Raw genomic sequence first — 24,799 nt, 5'->3', positions numbered from 1 at the left:
GAGCGGGCGGCCCGGGCCCCGGCGGTCCGCGAGGCCCCGGTGGTCCCGCGGGCCCGCAGGGTTCCGGCGCACCCGGTGGCGTGGTCCCGCGGATGTCCGACGACACGGCGGTGCTGACGCCCCAGTTCGCGGCCCCGGCCTCCGCCGGGCCCGGCGGCAACGTCTCCGGTGACACGCTCACCAGCGGCATCCCCGTCATTCCGCCGGAGCACCGCTCGCCGTCCCCGTTCCCGAGCGCGGGCGGCCCCGGTGGCGGGCGTCCCGATCTGACGCCCCGTATCCAGGACGACGCGATGGGCACCGGACCGGCAGGACCCGGCGGTCCCGCCGCCCCGGCGCCCGCCCCCGCCGCCCGCCCCGCCCCGGCGCCCGCACCCGCGAAGAAGGGCCGCTCCAAGCTGGTCCTCCTCTGCGCCGGCGTCGTCGGTCTGCTCGGTGTCGCGTACGGCGCCGGACTGCTGATGAACCACTCCGACGTCCCGAAGGGCACCACCGTCCTCGGCGTCGACATCGGCGGCGGCACCAAGGAGGAGGGCGTCGCGAAGCTGGACGCCGCCCTCGGCAAGCGCGCCGAGACTCCCCTCCAGCTCTCCGTGGACGGCAAGAAGGCCGAACTCGCACCGGACAAGGCCGGACTCGGCCTGGACAGCCAGGAGACCGTGCGCTCCGCCGCGGGCAGCGACTACAACCCGGTCTCCGTCATCGGCTCCCTCTTCGGAGGCGAGCGCGCCGTCGACCCGGTGATCCCGGTCGACGAGGAGAAGCTCGGTGTCGCGCTGACGGACCTGGCGGGTGTCTCCGGCTCGGCCAACGACGGCACGATCCGGTTCGAGCCGGGCAAGGCCGTCGCCGTACCCGGCAAGTCGGGCAAGGCGCTGGACGTCAACCAGTCGATGATCTCGGTGCGCGACGCGTACCGGACCCAGGTGCAGACGGGCGAGCCGGCCACCGTCGAACTGCCGGTCACCACCCGGGAGCCCACCATCAGCCAGGCCGAACTGGACCGGGCGATGAAGGACTTCGCGAAGCCCGCGATGTCCGGCCTGGTCACCATCAAGGCCGGGCCCAAGCAGATCCAGTTCGGCCCGGCGAAGTCGCTGCCGCAGATCCTCACGATGGTGCCGGTCAAGGGCCGACTGGTCGAGCACTACGACAAGAAGGCCATCGACACCCTCTGCGACGGCGTCTTCGACGGCATCATGATCACCAAGGGTGACGGCAAGAAGCACCAGCTCAGTGCGGACGATGTGGCTCAAGCCATGCAGACCGCGCTGCTCGGCAAAACCGCCGCCGAGCGGACCGCCACGATCAGCCTGAACGGAAACGGATAACCGCCCCACCGCGGCGAACCGCACCGTACAACCGCCCCCGTCCGGACCCCGGCCGGGGGCGGCGTCGTGCTCCGCGGACGTACGGCACAGCAGCTGCGTCATGCGCGCGGCATGACATCTGTCATCCCGTTTCCACGACTCGCGGCCCTGCCGGACGTACCCGCGTCTTTGCCAGGCTGGACGCATGACAACGACAGCCACCGAGGCCACCGGGGCGAAGACCGCCGTGGTCCGCTTCGACCAGGTCAGCAAGGCGTACGGAGCGGTACGCGCCGTCGACGGACTCACCCTCGACCTGCACCCCGGCGAGACCGTGGCGCTCCTCGGCCCCAACGGCGCCGGAAAGTCCTCCACCCTGGACCTGCTGCTCGGCCTGCGCACCGCCGACTCCGGTTCCGTCCAGGTCTTCGGCACGACCCCGCAGGGCGCCATCGCCGCCGGCCGCGTCGGCGCGATGCTGCAGAGCGGCGGTCTGATGGAGGACGTCACGGTCGAGGAACTGGTCCGCCTCGCCTGCGATCTGCATCCCAGGCCCCACCCGGTCGGCGAGGTGCTGTCCCGGGCCGGCATCACGCAGATCGCCGACCGCATGGTCAACAAGCTCTCCGGCGGCCAGGAGCAGCGCGTACGGTTCGCGCTCGCCACCGCCGGGGCCAACGACCTGATCGTCCTCGACGAGCCGACCACCGGCATGGACGTCACCGCCCGCCAGGCCTTCTGGGCCACGATGCGGGAACAGGCCGAGCAGGGCCGTACCGTCCTGTTCGCCACCCACTACCTCGAAGAGGCCGACGCGATCGCCGACCGCGTACTCGTCCTCCACAAGGGCCGGCTGCTCGCCGACGGCAGCGCCGCCGAGATCAAGGCGAAGGCCGGAGCCCGCCGGATCTCCTTCGAGCTGGAGGGCCCGGTCGACGAAGCGGACCTGCGCGCCCTGCCGTTCCTCTCCGCGCTCGACATCACCGGCAACCGGGTCCGCATCCAGTCGCACAACGCCGACGCGACCGTCCACGCCGTCTACGCACTCGGCCTCTACCCGCGCGAGCTCGAAGTCGCCGGACTCGGCCTGGAACAGGCCTTCGTCGCCATCACCGAGGCCGAGGAGGCCAGGACCGCATGCTGAGTTTCTTTTCATGGGCGTTGATCAGGCTCGAAGTGACCCGCACCCTGCGGAACAAGAAGTTCATGTTCTTCTCGGTCATCTACCCGTCGGTGATCTATCTGCTGATCTCCGGCACCCGGAGCACCACCGACAAGGTCCCGCACAGCGATCTCACCCTCCAGGCCTTCTTCATGGTCTCGATGGCCTCCTTCGGCGCGCTGACCGCCGTCCTCATGGGCAACAGCGAACGCATCGCCAAGGAGCGCGAGAAGGGCTGGGTCCGCCAGCTCCGGCTCACCGCACTGCCCAGCCGCGGCTACGTCCTGGCGAAGATCGCCGGCGCGGCGATGGTGACCCTGCCCTGCATCGTCGTCGTGTTCCTGGTCGCCGCCGGCGTCAAGCACGTACGGCTGGACGCCTGGCAGTGGTTCGCGCTGACCGGGGTCATCTGGGCCGGTTCGCTGGTCTTTGCCGCGCTCGGGGTCGCCATCGGCTACATCGCCGGCGGTGACGCGGTCCGCCCGATCACGATGATCATCTACTTCGGGCTCTCCGTCCTCGGCGGTCTGTGGATGCCCAGCGCCACCTTCCCGCAGTGGCTGCAGAACATTTCCGAGTGGCTCCCCACCCATGCGTACGCTTCTCTCGGTCAGGCGATCGAGATGGGCGGCTCGCCGCACGCCAAGGACGTCGCCATCCTCTGCGCCTACTTCCTGATCTTCGCGGGCGGCGCGGCCTGGCTCTACCGGAAGGACACCCTGAAGGCGTGAACGACGAGGAGACGTCCGTAGGCATCGGGTTCGCGGCGACGGGCCGCCGACAGGTGTGGATCAAGCTGTTCTGGATCGGCATCTGGCTCGCCTTCATGAGCGCCCCGGTCAAGGATCTGACCGACGGCGGCCACCCCCCGTGGGCGACCGCGCTGGGCGCCCTCGGTCTGCTGGTCTTCGTCGGGGCCTATCTGGTCCTGGTCTTCCGCCACACGTCGAAGGCCCTGGACCGGCGCGCCGTCCACACGACGATCGCCTTCCTCGGCGCCCTCGCCGTCGTCCTCTCCCTGACGCTCGGCGCCCCGTGGCTGGTCCTCTTCGTGTACGTGGCGGTCTCCGTCGGCGCCACCCTGCCGCTGCGGACCGCCCGTTGGCTGATCCCCGCGGTCGTCGCCGCACTGGTCGGCGTCGGGCTGACCGGCGACCACCCCCGCGAGCTCATCACCGCGCTGGTCTTTCCCGCGCTGCTCGGCGGGTTCGCGATGACCGGGGTACGGCAGCTGATCCGTACGACGATCCAGCTGCGCGAGGCCCGCGCGACCGTCGCCCAGCTCGCCGCCAACGAGGAGCGGCTCAGGCTCGCCCGCGATCTGCACGACCTGCTCGGCCACTCGCTCTCGCTCATCACGCTCAAGAGCGAACTGGCCGGGCGGATGCTCCCCGACCACCCGGAGCAGGCGGCCGCCCAGGTCGCGGACATCGAACAGGTCAGCCGCCAGGCCCTGGTCGACGTACGCAGTGCCGTCACCGGCTACCGCCGGCCCACCCTCCCGGGCGAACTGGCCGGAGCCCGTACCGCACTCGCCGCCGCGGGCATCGCCGCCGACGTCCCGGCCGAGGCCCCCGACGGCCTTCCCGAGGAGCCGGAGGAGGTGCTCGCCTGGGCGCTGCGCGAAGCCGTCACCAATGTCGTACGCCACAGCGGCGCCCGGCACTGCACCGTCACCCTCACCCCGCGCCAGACCCTCGACGGCAAGGTCCTCGAACTCACCGTCGCGGACGACGGCGTCGGAGCGGCGGGTACGAAACCGGGCAACGGCCTCACCGGCATCACCGAACGCCTCGCCGCGGTCGGCGGCACGCTGACCACCCGCACCGGTAACTCCGGTGCCGGTAAAGGCTTCACCCTGACCCTGAGTGTTCCGCTCGGTTCCGGCCTAGGATCCACGGAATGAGCATGATCAGACTCCTCCTCGCCGAGGACCAGTCCATGGTGCGCGAGGCCCTCGCGGCACTCCTCGGCCTGGAACCCGACATCGAGGTGGTGGCCCAGGTCGCCCGTGGCGACGAGGTGCTGGCCGCGGCCCAGGAGCACCGCATCGATGTGGCGCTCCTGGACATCGAGATGCCGGGCATGACCGGTATTGACGCGGCGGCGGCCCTGCGGCGCGAACTCCCGGCCGTGAAGGTCGTCGTCGTCACCACCTTCGGCCGCCCCGGCTATCTGCGCCGGGCCATGGAGGCGGGCGCCGACGCGTTCCTGGTGAAGGACGCCCCCGCCTCCCAACTGGCCTCGGCGGTACGGAAGGTGCTGGCGGGGGAGCGGGTCATCGACCCCACGCTCGCGGCGGCCGCACTCGCCGACGGGGCGAGCCCGCTCACCGACCGCGAACGCGATGTGCTGCGCACGGCGGCGGACGGCTCCACCAACGCGGAGATCGCGGCCGCGCTCCACCTCTCGCAGGGGACGGTCCGCAACTATCTCTCCATGGCGATCCAGAAGATGGCGGCCCGCAACCGGGCCGAGGCGGTCCGCATCGCCCGCGAGAAGGGCTGGCTGTAGGGCCGTAGCAGCAGGCCGGGGCCCGGCCACCGTTGTCGTCGTGACCGTGCCGTGCGCGACCGTCGCTCGGTTCGAGATCGGTCTCCGCCACCGGCACCATGCGCCGAGCCCAGTGACGGCGCGCCGCCTGACGGCTCTTCGTTGTCAGTTCTTCGTCGTCAGTCGGTGAGGAACTCGCTGAAGCGGGACGGGCCGGTCGGGGCGCCGAGGGTGGCCGCGCCGAACGAGACGGCGCCCTTGGCGATGATCCCGGTGGCGTCCGAGCGGAAGATCCACAGGGCGCCCCTGCTGCTGTTCTCCGTGGGGTCGCCGACCACCGGCTCCGCGCGCCCGTTGTTGTCGTAGTCGCCCAGCGCGGTGGCCTCGCCGAACTGGTCGCCCGCCTCCGCGACACCCGGGACCCCTGCCGTGTACTGGCCGAACTCCTTGGAGCCGGCGCCGCTCACACCGTTCGGGCCGCCCTTGAGGACCAGGACACGGCCGGCGTCCGCGATGCCCTTGATCTTCTCGCCCGGCAGTCCCACGGCGATGTCGGGGTAGCCGTCGCCGTCCGTGTCACCGAGGGCGATGCTGTCGCCCATCCGGTCGTGGAACTCGGCCGTACCCGACACACCCTCGGTGTCCTGGTTGATCCAGACCGGCTTGCGACCGGTGCTCTGTCCCTTGGGACCGCCGTACGAGACGAAGAGCGCACCGCCCTTCTTCACCGAGGTGTCCGCCTGCGACCACTCGTCGCCGCGCCCGATGACGATGTCCCCGTGGCCGTCCTTGTCCAGGTCGGCTATGCCCATGGAGGTGCCGCCCACGCCCGCCCCGTCCGCGTCCTTGATCTCCACCGGAGCGGAAAATCCGCTTCGGCTGCCGGTCAGCAGGTACGTGTGCTGCTGCCACGGGTCGGACGGGCCGAAGCCGAGAATCGCCAGATCGCCCACGCCGTCGCCGGTCACATCGCCGATGGCGATGTCCGAGGTGTCGAGCACGTCCGTGCCGTCGACCGTGAACGAGCTGACCCGGCTCCACCGGCCGGTGCGGCTGATCGGGCCGTGCAGCACATGACCGCCGCGCCGCACGTCGCCCACGGCGATGTCGGCGATGCCGTCACCGTCGACATCGCCCACGGCCAGATCGCCGGTGGCGTCGCCCTGGTCGCCCGGAACGGGCCGGAGCACCGTGGCGTTCTTCGAAAGGCCTGATGCGCTGCCCCAGTTGACGGCCAGGACGGTGCCCTTGTCGCCGTCGGGCGTGGTCGCCCAGAGACGGCCGACCAGATCCGCGTAACCGTCACCGTTCAGGTCGGCGCTGCGCAGATTCGTGCCGTACCGCGCGTCCGCCGGGCTGTTGATACCGGAGCGCTCCGGCCAGGTCAGGACCTGCTTGCGGGCGGAGGACAGGCCGCCGGGGCCGCCGAGGAGAACACTCACGGCGCCCGCACCCTCCGCCTTGCCGACGGTGGCCATGGGGGCGCCCACGGCGACGTCCGGATAGCCGTCACCATTGAAGTCGTCGGGCAGACGCTTGGCGCTCGGCGCGCTCGCCGCGGGGGCGGTCGGCTTCGTCGTGGCGTGGCCGACGGGCATCACGACGGCTCCGGCGACCAGAGCGATGCCGGTTGCGATCGCCAGGCGGCGACGGTGGGAGAGATCGGGCACGTTGCTCAACTCCGGTGCTCAGAAGGCAGATCGAGGCGGCAGGAACCCCGGTTCCGTGCCGCCCCGTACGACCTTCCGGCCTGGCGGATGGTTGTATCCCGGCGTCGGCCGCCGACCGGCCGTCAGCCGTTCTTGGGCGATTCGAGGTGGGCGAAGGCCACCACGTTGTCCTCGTAGTGCTTGGCCTTCCTGTTGTACGGGCCGCCGCAAGTGATCAGGCGCAGCTGCGCGGACGGGGTGTCCGAGTAGACGCGCTTGTTCGGGAACTTCGCCTTGCTGAACGTCTCGACGGAGTCGACCTTGAATGTGGCGACCGAGCCGTCGGCGCGGGTGATGTCGACCGTGGAACCCGGCTTGAGGAACTGGAGCTGCAGGAACACGGCCGGACCGGTCGTCGTGTCGACATGGCCCGCCACGATTGCGGCACCGCGCTCGCCAGGGGTGACACCGCCCTTGAACCAGCCCACCAGGTTGCTGTCGTTCGGGGGCGGCGGGTTCAGCCGACCGTCGGCGCCGATGGACAGGCCGGTGAACGGTGCCTTGACGGCGAGGGACGGAATCTGCAGCCGCGTCGGGACGGAACGCGACATCGCCGGGCCGACGGCGGGCGCCGACGGGGTGACGGCGGGCGCCGACGGGGTGACGGGCCGGGGCGCGGCATGGGAGCCGAGGACCTCGGGTACGGCTGCGGGCGCGACGGCGGCGGGTGGGGCCGGCGGCTTGTCGTCGACCGAGGTTTCGATGGAGTTGTAGATCATGAGCATGCCGACCCCGGCTGCCACGGCGGGCCACATCAAGGCGCGGCCCAGTGTGGTTCCGGGGGCAGTCCGGGTGGGGATGGAGCCGGGAGACTGCGGGGCGGCCATGGGAACGTGCCTTTCGGTTGTGCGGTGTTGGAGAGGGGAGAGGGGAGGGGTGCGGGGGTGGTGTGCAATCGAAGCCGCCGCGGCCGCCGCCCCGAGGGACGACGGCCGCGACAAACGAAACGACCGGTCAGCCGTTGGGCCCGGTCAGGCGATCGCACCGCCCGACGACTGGCGACGGCGCAGCTTGTACGCACCGACGCCGATGCCACCGATCAGCAGCGCCGAGCCGGCGGCCAGGCTGCTGCTGGTCGTAGCCATCCCGCCGCCACCGGCGTTGACGCCACCGCTGGGCTTGGCGTTGTCGCCGCCACGGCCACCTTCGTCGTTGCCGCCACGGCCGCCCTCGTCGTTGCCGCCACGGCCACCTTCGTCGTTGCCGCCACGGCCGCCCTCGTCGTCGCCGCCACGGCCACCCTCGTCGTCGCCGCCGCGACCGCCTTCGTCGTCGCCGCCGCGGCCACCCTCGTCGCCGCCGCGGCCACCCTCGTCGCCGCCGCGACCGCCTTCGTCGTCGCCGCCGCGACCGCCTTCATCGCTGCCGCGACCACCCTCGTCGCCGCCGGACTTTCCGTTCTCGTCGCTGCGCGAGGACGAGGATCCCTTGTGGTGTCCCGAATCCGCGGCCGTGGCCATGGCGTAGGCGGAGGGACCGGTAATGGCAAGGACCGCCGTGACAGCGGCCGAAGCGAACAGTGTGCGGGCAGAGCGCATCTGAACACATTCCTTCCGGCGCAACTGCGAAGAGTGACAGGCTGTCGACTCAATGTGGCGCAGTGGCGACATGATCTACCGTCAGTCCGAATGTCACTTTGCGCCAACGCAAAATGCCGCATTGCGGCCATGTCGTGGGCCCTTCGGGTGGCGAAAAGCCAATAATCACCCGTTGGACTGCACGCAGCGCCACGTGAGGTTTGGGCGGTGACGGTCCACTCGTTTGCCGACGCTTCGGTACGGTGGACCAATCTCCGCCCGGCTCGGAAATCATCCCTCGATGGGGTCGAACAGGCCTTTGGAGAACCGGAGTTGAGAGGGCCTGTTCTCGCTGTCCGGCGAGACGTGCGCGCGCGGTGCCTGGCGGAACTTCGCCCGGAGCCATACTTTGAATGTGCGTATCGGCGTACGCGACCCGCCGGTGCGCAGACGCTTATCTACTTGTCCTCGGCTGCCGGGTATGAAAGCGCAGGAGGCGGGCATGCGAGTTCCGGCAGCCATCCCCGGCTCGGTGAATGCCCGGCTGATAAATCGGTTGCCGCTCGGGGCGGCCGCCTGCTGTACTCCCCCTCCAGTACTCGATCGACCCAGGAGAAGATCATGCGCGGAACTCTCGTGTTCATTCAGACGGAAATTTCCACCGATCTTGAAGACATGGAGTTTTGTGCACACGCTGAATCTGGGAATTCTGGCGCATGTCGACGCCGGTAAGACAAGCCTGACCGAGCGGCTGCTCCACACCGCCGGTGTCATCGACGAGATCGGCAGCGTCGACGACGGGAGCACCCGGACAGATTCCCTGGCACTGGAACGGCAACGCGGCATCACGATCAAGTCCGCAGTCGTCTCGTTCACCATCGACGACATCATGGTCAATCTGATCGACACACCTGGTCACCCGGATTTCATCGCCGAAGTGGAACGGGTGCTGAACGTGCTCGACGGTGCTGTACTGGTCATCTCCGCCGTGGAGGGCGTGCAGGCGCAGACCCGTGTTCTGATGCGGACACTGCAACGCCTGCGCATTCCGACGCTCATTTTCGTGAACAAGGTCGATCGCGGCGGTGCACAGGACGAGTCCCTTCTGCGGAGCATTTCGGAGAAGCTGACCCCTGCTGTGCTCGCCATGGGATCGGTCGACGGACCGGGGGGCCGGGATGCCCGCTGCACGCCGTACACCGGTGCCGATGCGGACTTCACGGACCGGCTGACCGAGCTTCTCGCCGACCACGACGACGCGCTGCTGGCCGCATACGTCGAGCACGCGGCGCCGCTCCCGTACAGCAGGCTGCGCGAAGCGCTGTCCACGCAGACCGGGCAGGCGCTGGTGCATCCGGTGTTCTTCGGCTCGGCGATCACCGGGGCGGGTGTGGACGCCCTGATCAGCGGGGTGAGGGAGCTGCTGCCCGCGGGCGAGGGTGATGCCGACGGGCCGGTCTCGGGATCCGTTTTCAAGGTGGAGCGGGGGCCGGGTGGCGAGAAGATCGCCTACGTCCGGCTCTTCTCGGGCACGGTACGAACACGTGACCGGTTGCCGTTCGGCCGGGGCGAGGGACGTGACGAGGGGAAAGTGACCGCGATCAGTGTCTTCGACCGAGGCTCGGACGTGCGCGAAGCAGCGGTCGGCGCAGGCCGGATCGCGAAGCTCCGGGGCCTCGGCGGCATTCGGGTCGGCGATACGGTCGGCGTATCGGACACGACCGCACCGGGCCGTTGGTTCGCCCCGCCGACACTGGAATCGGTCGTGGTGCCCTGCGCTCCGGCGAGCAGGGGCGAGCTGCATTTCGCGCTCGCACAACTGGCCGAGCAGGATCCATTGATCAATCTGCGGCAGGACGACATCCGGAAAGACGTGTCCGTCTCGCTCTACGGCGAGGTGCAGAAGGAAGTCATCCAGGCGACGCTCGCCGATGAATTCGGAATCGACGTCACCTTCCGCAAGACCACGACCATTTGTCTGGAACGGCCGAACGGCAGCGGTGCGGCGTACGAGGTCGGCGATCAGGATCCGAATCCCTTTCTGGCGACCATCGGGCTTCGGATCGATCCTGCCCCGATCGGCAGCGGTATCGAGTACCGGCTGGAGGTGGAGCTGGGATCGATGCCGTTCTCCCTGATGAGAGCGGTGGAGGAGACCGTCGGGGTGACCCTGCAGCAGGGAATCCACGGCTGGCAGGTCACCGATTGCGTCGTCACCATGACGCACTCCGGCTACTGGCCCCGGCAGAGCCATTCCCATGCCGTTTTCGACAAGAGCATGTCGAGCACCGCGGGGGACTTCCGCAATCTGACCCCTCTGGTCCTGATGAGTGCGCTGAAGGAGGCCGGCACCACGGTGTACGAGCCGATGCACCGCTTCCGTCTGGAACTCCCCGCGGACGTGCTGGGTCCGCTCCTGCCGGTACTCGCACATCTGCGTGCCGTCCCCGGGACACCGGCCGTGCAAGGTGCGACATGTGCGCTGGAGGGAGAGATTCCGGCGGCGCGGGTCCATGAACTGCAGCAACAGCTCCCGGCCCTGACACGCGGCGAAGGGGTCCTGGAATCCGACTTCGACCGTTACCGGGCGGTCGTCGGTACGCCCCCGGACCGGCCACGTACCGACCGCAATCCGCTCAACCGCAAGGAGTACCTGCTGCACACGGTGCGCAGGATCGCCGGACGGGAGGATGCCCGCTGACCGGGTCCGGTCCGGCCGGGGCTCAGCCACCTCGCGCCGCTCCGGTACGGTCCCGGCCCTTACACATGTCGCTTCACCTCGTTGCAGGGCGCCCTTGGCTGCCCCCACCACCGCCCGCAGGGAGTCGGTGCACCGTTGTCCGGAGCCGAGATCGCCCACGAACAGAACCCTCCCGACAGGCTTCACGCCGACGCGGTGCTGCCGGCCGGCCCGGCGGCCGTCCTCGGGCGTTCGGCACGCGGCCTGAACGACCTGTACGTGGCACTGACACGGGCGACGTAACGGCTGGGCGGCATCGTGCACGAGGGACGGGCGTCCGAGGTACTGGCGGCGGAGACGGAACGGCGCTGAGACGGGGGCACGGAGCGGCGGCCGGCCCTCCCCCGTGCCCCCGCCCCGCTAGTTCAGCAACGCCCGCGCCGCCCGCGCCCGTCGCCGGATCGCCTCCGCAGCCTCGGGTTCGACCTCGTCGACCACATCCGCGTACTCCTCCATCTCCGCCGCCCCGCGCAGAAACTGCCCGCTCTGTACGAGCAGCTGCGCCCGTTCGTAGCGCAGCCTGGCCGGATGCGAGGGCAGCAGCAGCGACAGGTCCACCGCCCACAGCGCCACATCCGTCCGCTCCGGACGGGCCGCCGCCCACGCCCTGATGTTGTTCAGGATCCGCAGGACGATCTCCAGCGGCCGCGCGGGTACCAGCATCGACTCCTCGAGCGGCTCCCCGGTCGCCCCCGCCACCAGCAACTCCGCGTCCTGCCCGGTCATCGGCCGGCCGCCGTCGAACGGGTCGGCCAGCACCCGCTCCGAAGGATCGCCGAACCCGACGACGAAGTGACCGGGCAGCGCCACCCCGTACACCGGAGCGCCTGCCCGCCGCGCGACCTCGATCCACACCACGGACAGCAGGATCGGCAGCCCGCGACGCCGCCGCAGCACCTCGTGCAGCAGCGACGACTCCAGCCGCTGGTAGTCCGCAGACGAGCCCGCGAAGCCGCACCGTTCGCCGAGGAATTCGGCAAGGGCCGAGGCCCAGGCCCAGCCGCCCCGTACCCCGTACGGAAGCCGGCCCGCCAGCTCGTCCAGTTCGATCTGCGCCGCGTCGATCCCGTTCGCGTCCAGCGCCGGGTCGGCCACCGCGCCCAGCAGCAGGCAGAGCAGCGCGAGGTCCGGCCGTTCGGCGCGCGCCTCCTCGGCGAACTGCCGGCGCAGCTCGTCCTGGCCGGGACGCTCGGGCTGCTCGGGGTGGTGAGGATTCATCGGGCTCGTCCGCCTCCGTCACGCCGGCCGGAAGTGGTGATACCGGTGATGGACCGCGAACCCCATGCGCTCGTACAGCGCCCGCGCCGCCTCGTTGTCCGTCTCCACCTGGAGCCACGCCGCCGACGCCCCCTCGTCCAGGGCCTTGAGGGCGAGCGCGGTCATCACGGCGGTGGCGAGCCCCCGGCGCCGGTACTCGGGACCGACCTCGACAGCCATGAAGCCGGCCCACCGCCCGTCCACCACGCACCGCCCGATCGCCGCGGGCGGTGCGCCCTCGGTGTCACCGGGCACCGAGGCGAACCAGACCGAGGGACCGCCGCGCAGCACCTTCAGGACGTGCGGCCCCGGGGTGTCGGAGCGCTGATAGCGGGAGAGCCACGTCTCGTCGAGGTTCCGGCTCAGCCGCACCTGTGACACATCCGCGTCCAGATCACCGATCGGCGCCAGCGCGGCGATGCGTACCTCCGCCGTCACCTCGCGCCGCCATCCGCGCTGCTCCAGCTCCGCGCAGAGCTGTTCCTGGGTGCCCTCGGCGCCGGTCGCGGTCTGGATGTACGCGGGCAGGTCCCGTTCCCCGTACCACTGCCGGACGTGCCCGAGCGCCTCGTCGAGCGGTACGCCCGGATCGCCGAGCGGCAGCACGGAGTTGGCGCGCCGGGTGAACCCCTGTGCGGCGCGCAGCTGCCAGTCACCCAGCGGCTCACTCTCCACCGGCTGCCAGGCGCGGGCACAGACGGGCGCGAGCTCGTCGAAGGAGGCTGCCGGGCCGCGCCGCCGGGCCGGGGCGGCGGGCACGACCTTGCCCGCCACCAGCGTCGATTCCGCGATACGGACAGAGTCGCCGCTCTTCGTTGTGATCGACAGCACACCACGATCCCAGGATGTGAGAACACCGACCGTGTCGGTGAACTTCGGCCCCTGCGAGCCACGCTCGGCCGTGCGCCGGACTGATACCCGTTTGCCCACGTCAGCCGGTGTAATTCGGACTTCGAGTTGTCCGCCGATGGTGAATTCCACAGCTCTGTCCGCCCCTCCTGTTCGGTTCGTGCCCGGGAACGGAGATACTAGGGGCGGGCATCGACGACGCCGCGCTCCCGCGCGAGAGCCAACGCCCTACCGAGGAGGAACGACAGCGTGACCTACGTCATCGCGCAGCCTTGTGTCGACGTAAAGGACAAGGCCTGCATCGAAGAGTGCCCCGTCGACTGCATCTACGAGGGCCAGCGGTCCTTGTACATCCACCCGGACGAATGCGTCGACTGTGGAGCCTGTGAACCGGTGTGCCCGGTCGAGGCGATCTTCTACGAGGACGACACCCCGGAGGAGTGGAAGGACTACTACAAGGCGAACGTCGAGTTCTTCGACGACCTCGGGTCGCCCGGTGGTGCCTCCAAGCTGGGCCTGATCGAACGCGACCACGCGTTCATTGCTGCGCTGCCGCCGCAGAACCAGTAGTCAGCGGCCGGCACGTGCGTCGCCCCGGTCCCGTACGGCTCGTCACCGTGCGGGACCGAGGTGTTTCCACGCCCGAGTGCCCCGAGCGACCCTCGGAACCCCCGTACGAGAAAGCAGAGATCCGTGTCCGCAGTCTCCTCCCGTCTCCCGGTCTTCCCCTGGGACAAGCTCGCGCCCTACAAGTCGACGGCCGCCGCCCACCCGGACGGCATCGTGGACCTGTCCGTCGGTACGCCCGTCGACCCGGTGCCCGAGCTGATCCAGCGGGCGCTTGTCGCCGCCGCGGACAGCCCCGGCTATCCGACGGTGTGGGGGACCGCCGAGATGCGTGACGCGATCACCGGCTGGGTGGAGCGGCGGCTCGGCGCGGTCGGGGTGGCGCACGAGAACGTCCTGCCGGTCGTGGGGTCCAAGGAGCTGGTGGCCTGGCTGCCGACGCAGCTCGGTCTCGGCGCGGGCGACAAGGTGGCGTACCCGCGCCTCGCCTACCCGACGTACGAGGTGGGCGCCCGGCTCTGCGGCGCCGAGCCAGTCGTCTACGACGATCCGACGGAGCTGGATCCGGTCGGCCTGAAGCTGCTCTGGCTCAACTCGCCGTCCAACCCGACCGGCCGCGTCCTGTCCAAGGACGAATTGATCCGGATCGTCGCCTGGGCGCGCGAGCACGACGTGCTGGTCTTCAGCGACGAGTGCTACCTGGAGCTGGGCTGGGAGGCCGAGCCCGTCTCCGTACTGCATCCGGATGTCTGCGGCGGTACGTACGAGGGCATCGTCGCCGTCCACTCGCTCTCCAAGCGCTCCAACCTGGCCGGATACCGCGCGGCCTTCATCGCGGGCGACGCGGCCGTGCTCGGCGAGCTGCTGCTGATCCGCAAGCACGGCGGAATGATGACGCCGGCCCCCGTCCAGGCGGCGACCGTCGCGGCGCTCGGCGACGACGCGCACGTGGCCGAGCAGCGGACCCGGTACGCGGACCGGCGCGCGGCCCTGCGCGCGGCGCTGGAGGCCCACGGCTTCCGGATCGAGCACAGCGAGGCGAGCCTCTACCTGTGGGCGACGCGCGACGAGCCGTGCTGGGAGACCGTGGCGTACCTGGCGGAGCTCGGCATTCTGGTGGCGCCGGGCGATTTCTACGGGACGGCCGGTGACCGCTTCGTACGCGTCGCGTTCACGGCGACGGACGAGCGGGTGGCCGCCGCGGTCAAGCGGCTGGCCCGATAGCGGACGGTACACGGCGAGGGGCCCCGGGAGTGCGCACTCCCGAGGCCCCTCGCGTGTGATGTGCCGACGGATCGGGTCAGCCGATCGGCAGACCCTGGGTGGGCAGGCCCTGGACGGGCAGGCCGCCCCGGGACGTGGCACCGGCGGCGCCGCCGAGGACCGTGCCCGCGCTGCCCGCGGTACCGCCGGCGGCTTTCTGCACGGTGGGGGCGGCCTGGGCGCCGGCCTTGCCCGCGGCCGGAAGGGTCGTCCCGACGATCTTGCCGCCGGTCTCGCCCGCCGCCTTGGTGCCCTGCTGGGACGCGCCGTCGACCGTCTTGCCGAGTCCGGCGCCGTCGACGGTGGTCAGACCGCCGAGCTCCGGGGCCTGCGGGAGCTCCGCGGCACCTGCGGCACCGGCCGCACCGACCACGGGGGCTGCACCCGCGGCGATCAGCAGCGCGGCACGGGCGATCCGGCGGGTCAGGGGGAGGGACATGATGCTCCTTCGACGGGATGAGGAATCTGTCTGTCCGTTGACCGGACGCCATGACAACCGTCGCAAGGGCGGGGGAGGTTTCGGTGGGCCGAGGTAAAGAGTCGGCAACGCGTCACATAATCCACAACGGAGGAACCCGGGCAGACGCCGCATTCCCGGATGGCTCGATGAACCGTGACTTCCCTTTGCTCGCAAGGAATTTGAGGAACTGTGGAAGGGGGTGGGAGGCGTCGCGCCAGGGGGTGTTTGATGCCGCCCGAATAACGCCTTCGGGTGATCGTCCGTACTAGTGTGCGAGCCGCATACGGACCTCGGTGGTGCCCGATTCCGTACGCTCCGTCCGCCATCCCGACCCGGCCTTCCACACCCGGCCCGCGTACGCGACCTCGTCCAGGCGGAGCGCCTCGGACTGCGCGACCGCCCAGTGCGCGAGCTCCCAGCCGCGCCGCACCGAGCCGTCGCCCCCGGAGGCGCGGGCCGCCCGCACCGGCACCGAGACCGTGCTCGTCGCCGACGCGCCGGCCGCGGCCTTTCCGTCCCCCGGCGAAGGCTTCTCCGCGGGCAGCACATCCTTGCCGAAGGCGCGGACCAGCTCCGCCCGCACCTTCGCCGCATCGGCCGTCGCGGCCGTCGTCCGCGGCGGCGTGCAGTTCAGCGCGGCAGGTGTACGGCCGGTCAGCGCGGCCGCCAGCAATGCCGCATCCGGCTCGTGCTTCGCGTACGCCTGCGGGAAACCGCTGCGCTGGACCCGCTGCGCGGCGACCGTCAGCGGCAGCCGTGAATAGCCGGGGACCTCGGCCAGATGCCGGTAGAACTCCCCGGCGGAGTAGACCGGGTCCAGGATCTGCTTCCCGGTGCCCCAGCCCTGCGAGGGACGCTGCTGGAAGAGTCCCAGCGAGTCCCGGTCCCCGTGCTCGATGTTGCGCAGCCCGGACTCCTGCAAAGCGGTCGCCAGAGCGATCGTCACCGCGCGTTCCGGCATCCCGCGCGAGGTGCCGACCGCGGAGATCGTCGCGGCGTTCGAAGCCTGCTCCGGGCTCATCCGGTACGTACGGCCCTGGCCGGCCGAACCGTCGGCGGACTCGACGGTGCACCCTTCGGTGACGTGGCTACCGGATATGTACTGCACGGTCAGATAGCCGCCCAGTGCGGCGAGCACGACAAAAGCAGCCGCGATACGGAAGAGGCGGCTGCGGCCGGTGTGTCGGCGGGTGGGGGAGACGGTCCGAGGCACGGAGCCACCGTACTGGAGTGCCCGGCCGGGGCCGAGGGCCCAGTCCTTTAGGGTCGCTTCCATGCCCGAAAGCACGCTTGACCTCACCCTGGACGGCCCGGCGCTCACCGCCCGGCTCGTCGACTTCCCGTCGGTCAGCGGTCAGGAGGAGGAGCTTGCCGATGCGATCGAGTCGGCGCTGCGCACCCTCCCGCATCTGACCGTCGACCGGCACGGCAACAACGTCGTGGCCCGGACGAACCTGGGCCGTGCCGAGCGGGTCGTGCTCGCCGGACACATCGACACCGTGCCGATCGCCGACAATGTGCCGTCCCGGCTCGACGACGACGGTGTGCTGTGGGGCTGCGGCACCTCCGACATGAAGTCGGGCGTCGCCGTCCAGCTGAGGATCGCCGCGACCGTGCCCGAGCCCAACCGCGACCTCACCTTCGTGTTCTACGACAACGAAGAGGTCGCCGCGCACCTCAACGGGCTCGGCCACGTGGCCTACGCCCATCCCGAGTGGCTCGCCGGAGACTTCGCGGTCCTCCTGGAGGGCACCGACGGCCAGGTCGAGGGCGGCTGCCAGGGCACCCTGCGGGTCTTCCTCCGCACCGAGGGGGAGCGGGCCCACTCCGCCCGCAGCTGGATGGGGTCCAACGCCATCCACGGCGCCGCCCCGGTCCTGGCCCGCCTCGCCGCGTACGAACCGCGCCGCCCGGTCATCGACGGTCTCGAATACCACGAGGGCCTCAATGCCGTACGGATCGAGGGGGGTGTCGCCAACAACGTCATCCCCGACGCGTGCACCGTCGTCGTCAACTACCGGTACGCCCCCGACCGCACCGCCGAGGAGGCCCTGGCCCACGTCCACGAGGTCTTCGCGGACTGCGGCGTCGTCGAATTCACCGTCGACGACCACTCGGGCGCGGCCATGCCCGGTCTCTCCCACCCGGCTGCCAAGGCGTTCATGGCGGCGGTCGGCGGCACCGCGCACCCCAAGTTCGGCTGGACCGACGTCTCCCGTTTCAGCTCCCTCGGCGTCCCCGCGGTGAACTACGGCCCCGGTGACCCGCTCCTCGCGCACAAGCGCAACGAGCACGTGGCGGTCGACCGGATCACCCACTGCGAGGAGCGGCTCCGCTCCTGGCTCACCAGCTGACCCACGGCATTCCCCTGTCCGTAACCTCCATCGATCTACCCTGACCTGACACAGATGGTCATCGATCGTCGTCGGAGGGAGCAGGTCATGGGCAACCCCGAGGGAGCGCACGTCCCCGAGGAGCAGCGGCAGGGCCCGGTACTGCGCCGCAGGGACCAGGTACAGCCCGGCACCACCGATCAGCGGCTGCTGGACACCGAGGGCGACTCCGAGTGGGTGCACACCGACCCATGGCGGGTGATGCGCATCCAGTCGGAGTTCGTCGAAGGATTCGGAGCCCTTGCCGAGCTGCCGAGCGCCATCAGCGTCTTCGGCTCGGCACGCTCCCCGGCCGGCGGGCCGGACTACGAGGCGGGCGTCAGGATCGGCAAAGCCCTGGTCGAGGCCGGCTTCGCGGTGATCACCGGAGGCGGCCCGGGAGCGATGGAAGCGGCGAACAAGGGGGCGCGGGAGGCGAAGGGCGTCTCGGTCGGCCTCGGCATCGAGCTGCCCTTCGAGTCCGGCCTCAACCCGCACGTCGATATCGGCGTGAACTTCCGCTACTTCTTTGTCAGAAAAACGATGTTCGTGAAGTATGCCCAGGGATTCGTCGTTCTGCCCGGCGGCCTCGGCACCCTGGACGAGCTCTTCGAGGCCCTCACCCTCGTCCAGACGGGCAAGGTCACCCGCTTCCCGATCGTGCTGTTCGGCACCGCGTACTGGAGCGGGCTCGTGGACTGGCTGCGGGACACGGTCGTGGCGCAGGGCAAGGCGTCCGAGCACGACCTGCTGCTGTTCCATGTCACGGACGACGTGGACGAGGCGGTCGACCTCGTGACGAAGGAGGTCGGCCGGTAGTTCGAGCCCCTCCGGCGATCCAGGAGCGGGGTCCCGGGAAGAGCCCCGGTTTCGAGAAGGGGCGGGCAGGGGGCGGGGGCAAGGCGCCCCGCCCTCCCCGCCGCCTCACGCCCGGCTACGCCAGCCCCCTCCGTGCCACCGCCGGCTCCCGGTGCCCCGCGATGGACGCCACCATGTCCAGCACCTGCCGCGTCTCCGCCACCTCGTGCACCCGGTACACCTGCGCCCCCAGCCACGCGGACACGGCCGTCGTCGCCAGCGTCCCGATCACCCGTTCCTTCACCGGCCGGTCGAGCGTCTCCCCGACGAAGTCCTTGTTGGACAGCGACACGAGGACCGGCCAGCCGGTCTCCGCCATCTCGCCGAGCCGACGCGTCGCCTCCAGCGAATGCCGGGTGTTCTTCCCGAAGTCATGACCGGGGTCGATCATGATCCCGTCCGGCCGCACCCCGAGTCCGACCGCCCGCTCGGCCAGCCCCAGCGTCACCCGCAGGATGTCCGCCATCACGTCGTCGTACGCGATCCGGTGCGGCCGGGTCCGCGGCTCGGCGCCGCCCGCGTGCGTACACACCAGACCGGCGCCGTACCGCGCGGCGACCTCTGCGAGCTTCGGGTCGACACCGCCCCACGCGTCGTTCAGCACATCCGCTCCGGCCTCGCAGACCGCCTCGCCGACATCGTGGCGCCAGGTGTCGACGCTGATCACCACATCCGGGTGGCGGCGCCGCACCTCCGCGACGAACCCCACCGTGCGACGGGCCTCTTCCTCGGCGGTCACCTCTTCGCCGGGGCCCGCCTTCACACCCCCGATGTCGACGATCGCCGCGCCGTCCGCGATCGCCTGCTCGACCCGGGCCAGCGCCGGCTCGTCCCGGAACGTCGCGCCCTGGTCGTAGAAGGAGTCCGGGGTGCGGTTCACGATCGCCATGATCACCGGCTCGTGCGCACCGAATTCACGCCGTCCCAGCCTGAGCGCACCGCTTCGCATCCCGTGTTTCTCCTCTGGTAGATCGCCCGGTGGGTCGCCTGCGACCCTAACTGTCACCGCCGCATGGCACGATCGGACCCGGACAGGTTTTCGCTCCCGGGGAGATACGCGTGTTCTGGTTCTTGCTGCTGGCGATGGTGGTGGTCGTGGCCGCGGTCACCCTCGCGGTGGTCGGCGGAGGGAAGATCGCCGTCCTGCAGGACGTGGCGCCCGAGCAGCTGACCGACCCGCTGCCCGCGACGCGTCCGGTCGGCCGCGCGGATGTCGAGGCGCTGCGGCTGCCGGTGGCCGTACGCGGCTACCGCATGACGGATGTCGACGAGGCGCTCGGCCGCCTCGGCGCCGAGCTCGCCGAGCGGGACGCGCGGATCGCGGAACTGCAGTCGGCGCTGGCCGGCGCGCAGGCGACCGCGGTCGGCGGCCCCGATCTCCTCAAGCGGCCGCAGGACCGTCCGAGAGCGCCGTGGGAGGCGCCCCGACAGGAACACCAGCAGGACCCGCAGCAAACAGAGCACCCCGGAGAGGAGCCCCAGCGATGAGCGGCGGCGCGGAAGCGGCCCCGGACGGCGGTCTGCGCTGCCCGTGGGGGCTCTCCACCGAGGACTACCTCACGTACCACGACACCGAATGGGGCCGCCCCGTCCACGGCGACGACGCCCTGTTCGAACGGCTCTGCCTGGAGGCCTTCCAGTCGGGCCTTTCCTGGCTGACGATCCTGCGCCGCCGGGAGGGCTTCCGTTCCGCCTTCGCCGGGTTCAAGATCCCCGCGGTGGCGGATTTCACCGACGCCGACAAGGAGCGCCTCCTCGCCGACGCCGGCATCATCCGCAACCGGGCGAAGATCGACGCGACCCTCGCCAACGCCAAGGTCCTGGCCGACTGGCGCGCCGGCGAGCTGGACGAACTGATCTGGTCCCACGCCCCCGACCCGGCCGGCCGCCCGGCCCCGCGCACCGTCGGCGACGTTCCCGCAGTCACCCCGGAGTCCACGGCGCTGGCCAAGGACCTCAAGAAGCGCGGTCTGCGCTTCGTCGGACCCACGACGGCCTACGCCCTGATGCAGGCCTGCGGCCTGGTCGACGACCACCTGGCCGACTGCGTGGCGCGCGGCACCGGGGCGTAGACCCGCGCCGGCGGCTACCGGCCGAGGTACTTCGGCTTCTCCTTGTCGAGGAACGCCTGCACCGCGATCGAGTGGTCCTCGGACGCGCCCGCCTTCGTCTGGAGCTCGTCCTCCTTCTCCAGCGCCTCGCTCAGTGTGTGACCGGTGCCGTAGGCCAGCGACTCCTTCAGCGCCGCGTACGCCACCGTGGGACCGGACGCCAGGGCGCGGGCCACGGCAGCGGCCTCCGCGGCCAGGTCGGCGGCGGGTACCAGCTTGTTCACGATGCCCAGCTCATGGGCGTCCTGCGCGGAGATCGAGCGCGGGAAGAGCAGCAGGTCGGCGGCGCGGCTCTGCCCGATCAGGCGGGGCAGCGTCCAGGAGACGCCCGAGTCGGCGGTGAGGGCGACCCCTGCGAACGAGGTGTTGAACGACGCGCTGTCGGCGACCACCCGGTAGTCGCAGGCGAGCGCGAACCCGAAACCGGCACCGGCGGCGACACCGTTGACCCCGGCGACGACCGGCTTGGGCATCTCGGTGATGGCCCGCACGATCGGGTTGTAGTGCTCCTGCACGGTGCTCAGCGCGTTGCCGCTGCCGGACTCACGGGCCTCGTCGAGCTTGCCGACGTGCTCCTTCAGATCCTGGCCGACGCAGAAGGCGCGCCCGGTCGCGGTGAGCAGAACGGCCCGTACGGCGGTGTCGGCCGCCGCGGACTTCAGCGCGTCACGGAGCGCCACCTTGGCCGCGGTGTTCATGGCGTTCATCGCGTCGGGGCGGTTGATCGTGATGGTCGCGAGTCCGTCGCTCACTTCGTAGAGCACGCTGTCCGCCATCTGGTCGGCCATTTCGCTGTCCCCTCTGCACCTTGGGCAATGCATGTCCAGGCAAGCATGGCCGACTCGGGCAGGAGCGAACATGTGACCTGCGTCTAACAATTGCGCCCCGAAGGAGGGGTGAAGGGGACGGAGTATCGCAGCTGGATCGCCGAATTGGGTGGTTTTGAGAGAGCGCGTTGCGCAAGCGATGCCGACCGATGTTGGTCATTGGGGTCTGTGATGCGGGATAATGGCCTGGAAGCAATGTGTTCGATGCCGGTGACACAGCGCCTGTCATGGGGCCGCCGGTTGTGATGAGCTGGTTTCAGGAAGGGGAACGAGCATGGCGGCCATGAAGCCGCGGACGGGCGACGGCCCGCTCGAGGTGACAAAGGAGGGGCGGGGCATCGTCATGCGCGTTCCGCTCGAAGGCGGCGGTCGGCTTGTTGTGGAGCTGACTCCGGACGAGGCCGATGCACTCGGCGATGCCCTCAAGAAGGTCGTCGGCTGAGCAGAGGCGCCCACACTTCATCACTGCCCCGGCACGGTGTCCGTGCCGGGGCAGTGATGCGTTCACACTCGACAGAATCAAGCCCGTCCGGCGATTGAGGGCACCTGGCTGCCCCATGCACGGGGGACACGGGGGGCAGGAATTCTGCCCCCGACGGCCCCTCAGCCCCGCCGCACCGCGCACAGCAACCCGTCGCCCACCGGCAGCAACGTCGCCATCAGCTCCTGGCTCTCCCGCACCGCACGCAGCAGCTCCCGCAGCCGCAGTACCTCCGCGGGCTGCGCCGCCGAGTCGACGGTACGGCCGTCTGCAAAGACACCCTCGAAGCAGACCAGGCCACCAGGTCGCAGCAGGCGCAACGATTCAGCGAGACAGTCCAGGCTCTCCAGCCGGTCGCCGTCGCAGAACACCAGGTCGTATCCACCGTCCGCGAGCCGCGGCAGTACGTCCAGGGCGCGGCCGGGAATGAAGCGGGCCCGATTGGCGGCGAACCCCGCGGCCCGGAACACCTCACGGGCGAACTGCTGGCGCTCGGGCTCCGGGTCGACCGTGGTCAGCACCCCGTCGGGCCGCATGCCGTGCAGCAGATAGAGTCCGGACACGCCGGTCCCGGTGCCGATCTCGGCCACCGCTTTGGCGTCCGTCGTAGCAGCGAGCAAGCGCAGCGCGGCGCCGGTACCTGGCGACACCGAGCGGAGCCCTGCCTCCCGAGCCCGGTCCCGGGCCCAGCGCAATGCTTCGTCCTCGGCGACAAAGGCGTCGGCGAACGCCCAGCTCGTCTGCCGGTTGGCGGTAATGACCCTCTCCTGTCCCCGTAGTTGGCGCAACGGTGACTGTATCCGCTGCACCCGGGAACCCGCAGATGGGACCGGGCGTTATGCAGGGGCAGGGGAAAGCCCGTGGTACCGGCCCGCAGATCGGGTCCGGGAGACACGGGCCGGCGGTTCCCGGGGTGATCCTCGGCCCCAGCAGGAAAAAGGCTTATCCGGAGCTAACGGGCGAGGTCGCTATGGTAGGGGCTCCACTGGACACCACCAGAGCCGATAGGGGAGGTGCGGCTGCGCCTGTGGATCGGGGAGGAGTGCTGCGGCGCTTTCTCAGGTCGGCGGGTGAGCCGAAATCCGTGACCAACATCGCTGACCGTTCTTCCAACGAATCCGCACCGACTGCGACCTTCGCCTCAGATGCGGACTCCCAGGCGTGGACGCCGCCCTCATGGGAAGAGATCGTCAGCACGCACAGCGGCCGTGTCTATCGCCTTGCCTACCGGCTGACGGGCAACCAGCACGATGCGGAGGACCTCACACAGGAGGTCTTCGTGCGCGTGTTCCGGTCGCTGTCGACCTATACGCCGGGCACCTTCGAGGGCTGGCTGCACCGCATCACGACCAACCTGTTCCTGGACATGGTCCGTCGTAAGCAGCGGATCCGCTTCGACTCCCTCGGCGACGACGCCGCCGAGCGGCTGCCGAGCCGTGAACCGTCCCCGCAGCAGGTCTTCAACGACACCCACTTCGACGCGGATGTGCAGCAGGCGCTGGACACCCTTGCGCCCGAATTCCGTGCCGCTGTCGTGCTCTGTGACATCGAGGGCCTCTCGTACGAGGAGATTGCCGCGACGCTGGGCGTGAAGCTCGGTACCGTGCGCAGCCGTATCCACCGCGGTCGCTCGCATCTGCGCAAGGCGCTGCAGCACCGTTCGCCCGAGGCCCGTGCCGAGCAGCGCTCGCTGGCGGGCGCGATCCTGGCAGGGGAGGGCGGAACGGCGTGAGTGGCACAGTTCCGACCCCCGCGGAACAACACCTGGGGGACCGGCTCGCTGCGCTTGTCGACGGTGAGCTGAAACACGACGCCCGAGAGCGGGTGCTCGCCCACCTCGCGACCTGCGCCAAGTGCAAGGCCGAGGCTGCCGCCCAGCGGCGCCTGAAGAGTGTCTTCGCGCAGTCCGCCCCGCCGTCGCCGTCCGAGGGATTCCTCGCCCGGCTGCAGGGCCTTCCCGGGGGACCGGGGGGTGACGACGACAACCCGGGGAAACCATTCGGCGGCTCCGGGCGCTTCGCCGACGGGCTCTTTCCCGTGATTCAGCCGTCCGGCAGCCGCACGGATTCGCCGGGGAATTCGCCACTGGGGAGTTTTGGCTTCCTCCCGGCCCCGCACGGATCGACCACCGTACTGCCGGGTGGCTCCTCCCGTTCGGGCTTCAGGATCCATGAGGTCGGCCGTGAGGGAGACCGCTCGCCGTGGCGCGGCCGGAGGTTCGCCTTCGCGGCGGCCAGCGCCGTATCGCTGGCGGCCATCGCCCTGGGCGGCGCCCTGCCGACAGGGGCGGGTCCCAGCTCCCCGGCCCGGGCCGCGGGCGCCGGAAACACCGCGAACCCGCTCGACACCGCATCCCGCAGCGAGAGCGGCAGCTCGGTGAGCCGGCGCAGCGGTGGCAGCCAGGGCACCCTTTCGATTTCGGAGGCGGGCGACCGCTCGGCCGCAGCCGCTGCCCCACCACCCCCCGTGCCGGAGGCCACACCGGCGGTGCCCTCCACCGCTCCCGCGCTGCTCTCCACGGGAAGTCTCGCGGGGAACACCTTCGCCGTTCAGGTTCTGACCAATGTGTCCGCTCCACCGCTGATACGTCCGACCGGCACCACCCCACTCTTCGCCCAGGTGCTCGGACGGCCGGCCCCGCAGCCCTCGGAGCCTTCCGTGCCGCCGTCCTGGACACCGCCGTCGGCCTCGGCTCTCCCCACCCCCGCCGATCGCGGTCTGCCGCTTTCCTCCCGGCGCTGACCGGGGTCTGCGCAGGCATTCGCAAACCTGGTTGAATTCCGGGAGGAATTCCGGGACGGACGCCCCTGCCGGGGCGTGCAG

Annotated in this window: 24 protein-coding genes and 1 pseudogene; 15 read left to right on the top strand and 10 right to left on the bottom strand. The window is 70.5% G+C overall.

All coding sequences use genetic code 11. The features are described 5' to 3' along the window. The 5 genes and pseudogenes from GA0115254_RS25035 to GA0115254_RS25015 all read left to right on the top strand — a co-directional run. Nucleotides 1–1,331: pseudogene (locus GA0115254_RS25035) on the top strand (hypothetical protein); the annotation flags it as partial. A gap of 184 nt (nt 1,332–1,515) precedes the next feature. After that, complete coding sequence (locus GA0115254_RS25030) at nt 1,516–2,454, top strand: ABC transporter ATP-binding protein (RefSeq protein WP_093897529.1); 939 nt, start codon at nt 1,516–1,518, stop codon at nt 2,452–2,454. Then, a complete protein-coding gene (locus GA0115254_RS25025; RefSeq protein ID WP_093897528.1) occupies nt 2,448–3,203 on the top strand; it encodes an ABC transporter permease in 756 nt (251 codons plus the stop codon). The genes GA0115254_RS25030 and GA0115254_RS25025 overlap by 7 nt, the downstream gene beginning before the upstream one ends. Next, entirely contained in the window at nt 3,200–4,378 is a 1,179-nt protein-coding gene (locus GA0115254_RS25020; RefSeq protein WP_093897527.1) for a sensor histidine kinase, read from the top strand. Before GA0115254_RS25025 ends, GA0115254_RS25020 begins: the two co-directional genes overlap by 4 nt. Beyond that, complete coding sequence (locus tag GA0115254_RS25015; RefSeq protein ID WP_093897526.1) at nt 4,375–4,986, top strand: response regulator transcription factor; 612 nt, start codon at nt 4,375–4,377, stop codon at nt 4,984–4,986. The genes GA0115254_RS25020 and GA0115254_RS25015 overlap by 4 nt, the downstream gene beginning before the upstream one ends. Nucleotides 4,987–5,144: 158 nt before the next feature. Here GA0115254_RS25015 and GA0115254_RS25010 read toward each other — a convergent pair whose 3' ends face one another. The 3 genes from GA0115254_RS25010 to GA0115254_RS25000 all read right to left on the bottom strand — a co-directional run bounded on the left by GA0115254_RS25010 (nt 5,145) and on the right by GA0115254_RS25000 (nt 8,212). After that, the gene (locus tag GA0115254_RS25010; protein ID WP_093897525.1) at nt 5,145–6,635 is read right to left on the bottom strand and encodes an FG-GAP-like repeat-containing protein; all 1,491 of its coding nucleotides are present in this window, start codon (nt 6,633–6,635) and stop codon (nt 5,145–5,147) included. 122 nt (nt 6,636–6,757) lie between these two features. Continuing rightward, the gene (locus GA0115254_RS25005) at nt 6,758–7,501 is read right to left on the bottom strand and encodes a class F sortase (RefSeq protein WP_093897524.1); all 744 of its coding nucleotides are present in this window, start codon (nt 7,499–7,501) and stop codon (nt 6,758–6,760) included. A gap of 144 nt (nt 7,502–7,645) precedes the next feature. Beyond that, entirely contained in the window at nt 7,646–8,212 is a 567-nt protein-coding gene (locus GA0115254_RS25000) for a hypothetical protein (protein ID WP_093897523.1), read from the bottom strand. A 664-nt stretch (nt 8,213–8,876) separates the two neighbouring features. On the opposite strand from GA0115254_RS25000, the gene GA0115254_RS24995 reads away from it, so the two are divergent. Beyond that, nucleotides 8,877–10,892: an elongation factor G gene (locus GA0115254_RS24995; protein WP_093897522.1), complete on the top strand. Its 2,016-nt coding sequence runs from the start codon at nt 8,877–8,879 to the stop codon at nt 10,890–10,892. Between the two features lie 399 nt (nt 10,893–11,291). Here GA0115254_RS24995 and GA0115254_RS24990 read toward each other — a convergent pair whose 3' ends face one another. Together GA0115254_RS24990 and GA0115254_RS24985 are read right to left on the bottom strand one after the other, a co-directional pair. Next, nucleotides 11,292–12,149 (bottom strand): transglutaminase family protein, encoded by an 858-nt coding sequence (locus GA0115254_RS24990; RefSeq protein ID WP_093897521.1) that lies wholly within the window; start codon nt 12,147–12,149, stop codon nt 11,292–11,294. An 18-nt stretch (nt 12,150–12,167) separates the two neighbouring features. Beyond that, nucleotides 12,168–13,169 (bottom strand): GNAT family N-acetyltransferase, encoded by a 1,002-nt coding sequence (locus tag GA0115254_RS24985; protein WP_093897520.1) that lies wholly within the window; start codon nt 13,167–13,169, stop codon nt 12,168–12,170. A 117-nt stretch (nt 13,170–13,286) separates the two neighbouring features. Between GA0115254_RS24985 and fdxA the strand changes: the two genes are divergently transcribed. Both fdxA and GA0115254_RS24975 read left to right on the top strand, forming a co-directional pair. Beyond that, a complete protein-coding gene (gene fdxA / locus GA0115254_RS24980; RefSeq protein ID WP_018956287.1) occupies nt 13,287–13,607 on the top strand; it encodes a ferredoxin in 321 nt (106 codons plus the stop codon). Between the two features lie 123 nt (nt 13,608–13,730). Then, entirely contained in the window at nt 13,731–14,828 is a 1,098-nt protein-coding gene (locus GA0115254_RS24975) for a bifunctional succinyldiaminopimelate transaminase/glutamate-prephenate aminotransferase (RefSeq protein ID WP_093897519.1), read from the top strand. Nucleotides 14,829–14,904: 76 nt separating this feature from the next. Here the strand turns inward: GA0115254_RS24975 and GA0115254_RS24970 are convergent, their stop codons facing one another. Together GA0115254_RS24970 and GA0115254_RS24965 are read right to left on the bottom strand one after the other, a co-directional pair. Next, a complete protein-coding gene (locus tag GA0115254_RS24970) occupies nt 14,905–15,306 on the bottom strand; it encodes an ATP-binding protein (RefSeq protein ID WP_093897518.1) in 402 nt (133 codons plus the stop codon). A 286-nt stretch (nt 15,307–15,592) separates the two neighbouring features. Beyond that, nucleotides 15,593–16,540, bottom strand: a complete 948-nt coding sequence (locus GA0115254_RS24965; protein ID WP_256102758.1) for a hypothetical protein — start codon at nt 16,538–16,540, stop codon at nt 15,593–15,595. A 61-nt stretch (nt 16,541–16,601) separates the two neighbouring features. Between GA0115254_RS24965 and dapE the strand changes: the two genes are divergently transcribed. Next, a complete protein-coding gene (gene dapE / locus GA0115254_RS24960; RefSeq protein WP_093897517.1) occupies nt 16,602–17,681 on the top strand; it encodes a succinyl-diaminopimelate desuccinylase in 1,080 nt (359 codons plus the stop codon). Between the two features lie 87 nt (nt 17,682–17,768). Beyond that, a complete protein-coding gene (locus tag GA0115254_RS24955) occupies nt 17,769–18,518 on the top strand; it encodes an LOG family protein (RefSeq protein WP_093897516.1) in 750 nt (249 codons plus the stop codon). A 115-nt stretch (nt 18,519–18,633) separates the two neighbouring features. On the opposite strand, the gene folP is transcribed toward GA0115254_RS24955, so the two are convergent. Then, nucleotides 18,634–19,506, bottom strand: coding sequence for a dihydropteroate synthase (gene folP, locus GA0115254_RS24950; RefSeq protein WP_093897515.1), 873 nt, complete (start codon nt 19,504–19,506; stop codon nt 18,634–18,636). Nucleotides 19,507–19,616: 110 nt separating this feature from the next. Between folP and GA0115254_RS24945 the strand changes: the two genes are divergently transcribed. Both GA0115254_RS24945 and GA0115254_RS24940 read left to right on the top strand, forming a co-directional pair. Further along, nucleotides 19,617–20,045: a hypothetical protein gene (locus GA0115254_RS24945; protein ID WP_093897514.1), complete on the top strand. Its 429-nt coding sequence runs from the start codon at nt 19,617–19,619 to the stop codon at nt 20,043–20,045. Continuing rightward, complete coding sequence (locus GA0115254_RS24940) at nt 20,042–20,629, top strand: DNA-3-methyladenine glycosylase I (protein WP_093897513.1); 588 nt, start codon at nt 20,042–20,044, stop codon at nt 20,627–20,629. Before GA0115254_RS24945 ends, GA0115254_RS24940 begins: the two co-directional genes overlap by 4 nt. 14 nt (nt 20,630–20,643) lie before the next feature. On the opposite strand, the gene GA0115254_RS24935 is transcribed toward GA0115254_RS24940, so the two are convergent. After that, on the bottom strand, nt 20,644–21,456 hold the full coding sequence (locus GA0115254_RS24935; RefSeq protein WP_176740274.1) for a 2-cyclohexenylcarbonyl CoA isomerase: 813 nt from the start codon (nt 21,454–21,456) through the stop codon (nt 20,644–20,646). 313 nt (nt 21,457–21,769) lie between these two features. Between GA0115254_RS24935 and GA0115254_RS24930 the strand changes: the two genes are divergently transcribed. Further along, on the top strand, nt 21,770–21,937 hold the full coding sequence (locus GA0115254_RS24930; protein WP_003966491.1) for a DUF3117 domain-containing protein: 168 nt from the start codon (nt 21,770–21,772) through the stop codon (nt 21,935–21,937). A gap of 161 nt (nt 21,938–22,098) precedes the next feature. Here GA0115254_RS24930 and GA0115254_RS24925 read toward each other — a convergent pair whose 3' ends face one another. Continuing rightward, nucleotides 22,099–22,764, bottom strand: a complete 666-nt coding sequence (locus GA0115254_RS24925; RefSeq protein ID WP_093897512.1) for an O-methyltransferase — start codon at nt 22,762–22,764, stop codon at nt 22,099–22,101. Nucleotides 22,765–22,946: 182 nt separating this feature from the next. Between GA0115254_RS24925 and sigE the strand changes: the two genes are divergently transcribed. Together sigE and GA0115254_RS24915 are read left to right on the top strand one after the other, a co-directional pair. After that, complete coding sequence (gene sigE / locus GA0115254_RS24920) at nt 22,947–23,708, top strand: RNA polymerase sigma factor SigE (RefSeq protein ID WP_176740275.1); 762 nt, start codon at nt 22,947–22,949, stop codon at nt 23,706–23,708. Then, on the top strand, nt 23,705–24,718 hold the full coding sequence (locus GA0115254_RS24915; RefSeq protein ID WP_093897510.1) for a zf-HC2 domain-containing protein: 1,014 nt from the start codon (nt 23,705–23,707) through the stop codon (nt 24,716–24,718). Before sigE ends, GA0115254_RS24915 begins: the two co-directional genes overlap by 4 nt. Nucleotides 24,719–24,799: the final 81 nt, after the last annotated feature.

Source organism: Streptomyces sp. Ncost-T10-10d, assembly GCF_900091955.1.
In the GTDB taxonomy this organism is placed as follows: domain Bacteria; phylum Actinomycetota; class Actinomycetes; order Streptomycetales; family Streptomycetaceae; genus Streptomyces.
Note: the sequence above shows the minus strand (reverse complement) of the source record. Positions and strands in the feature narration are given on the sequence as shown.

What these genes read in the sequence shown, in the direction of transcription:
- GA0115254_RS25030 (WP_093897529.1), top strand. Translation starts at nt 1,516, where the DNA reads ATGACAACGACAGCCACCGAGGCCACCGGGGCGAAGACCGCCGTGGTC.
- GA0115254_RS25025 (WP_093897528.1), top strand. Translation starts at nt 2,448, where the DNA reads ATGCTGAGTTTCTTTTCATGGGCGTTGATCAGGCTCGAAGTGACCCGC.
- GA0115254_RS25015 (WP_093897526.1), top strand. Translation starts at nt 4,375, where the DNA reads ATGAGCATGATCAGACTCCTCCTCGCCGAGGACCAGTCCATGGTGCGC.
- GA0115254_RS25005 (WP_093897524.1), bottom strand. Translation starts at nt 7,501, where the DNA reads ATGGCCGCCCCGCAGTCTCCCGGCTCCATCCCCACCCGGACTGCCCCC.
- GA0115254_RS25000 (WP_093897523.1), bottom strand. Translation starts at nt 8,212, where the DNA reads ATGCGCTCTGCCCGCACACTGTTCGCTTCGGCCGCTGTCACGGCGGTC.
- GA0115254_RS24990 (WP_093897521.1), bottom strand. Translation starts at nt 12,149, where the DNA reads ATGAATCCTCACCACCCCGAGCAGCCCGAGCGTCCCGGCCAGGACGAG.
- GA0115254_RS24970 (WP_093897518.1), bottom strand. Translation starts at nt 15,306, where the DNA reads ATGTCCCTCCCCCTGACCCGCCGGATCGCCCGTGCCGCGCTGCTGATC.
- dapE (WP_093897517.1), top strand. Translation starts at nt 16,602, where the DNA reads ATGCCCGAAAGCACGCTTGACCTCACCCTGGACGGCCCGGCGCTCACC.
- GA0115254_RS24955 (WP_093897516.1), top strand. Translation starts at nt 17,769, where the DNA reads ATGGGCAACCCCGAGGGAGCGCACGTCCCCGAGGAGCAGCGGCAGGGC.
- folP (WP_093897515.1), bottom strand. Translation starts at nt 19,506, where the DNA reads ATGCGAAGCGGTGCGCTCAGGCTGGGACGGCGTGAATTCGGTGCGCAC.
- GA0115254_RS24940 (WP_093897513.1), top strand. Translation starts at nt 20,042, where the DNA reads ATGAGCGGCGGCGCGGAAGCGGCCCCGGACGGCGGTCTGCGCTGCCCG.
- GA0115254_RS24935 (WP_176740274.1), bottom strand. Translation starts at nt 21,456, where the DNA reads ATGGCCGACCAGATGGCGGACAGCGTGCTCTACGAAGTGAGCGACGGA.
- GA0115254_RS24930 (WP_003966491.1), top strand. Translation starts at nt 21,770, where the DNA reads ATGGCGGCCATGAAGCCGCGGACGGGCGACGGCCCGCTCGAGGTGACA.
- sigE (WP_176740275.1), top strand. Translation starts at nt 22,947, where the DNA reads ATGGTAGGGGCTCCACTGGACACCACCAGAGCCGATAGGGGAGGTGCG.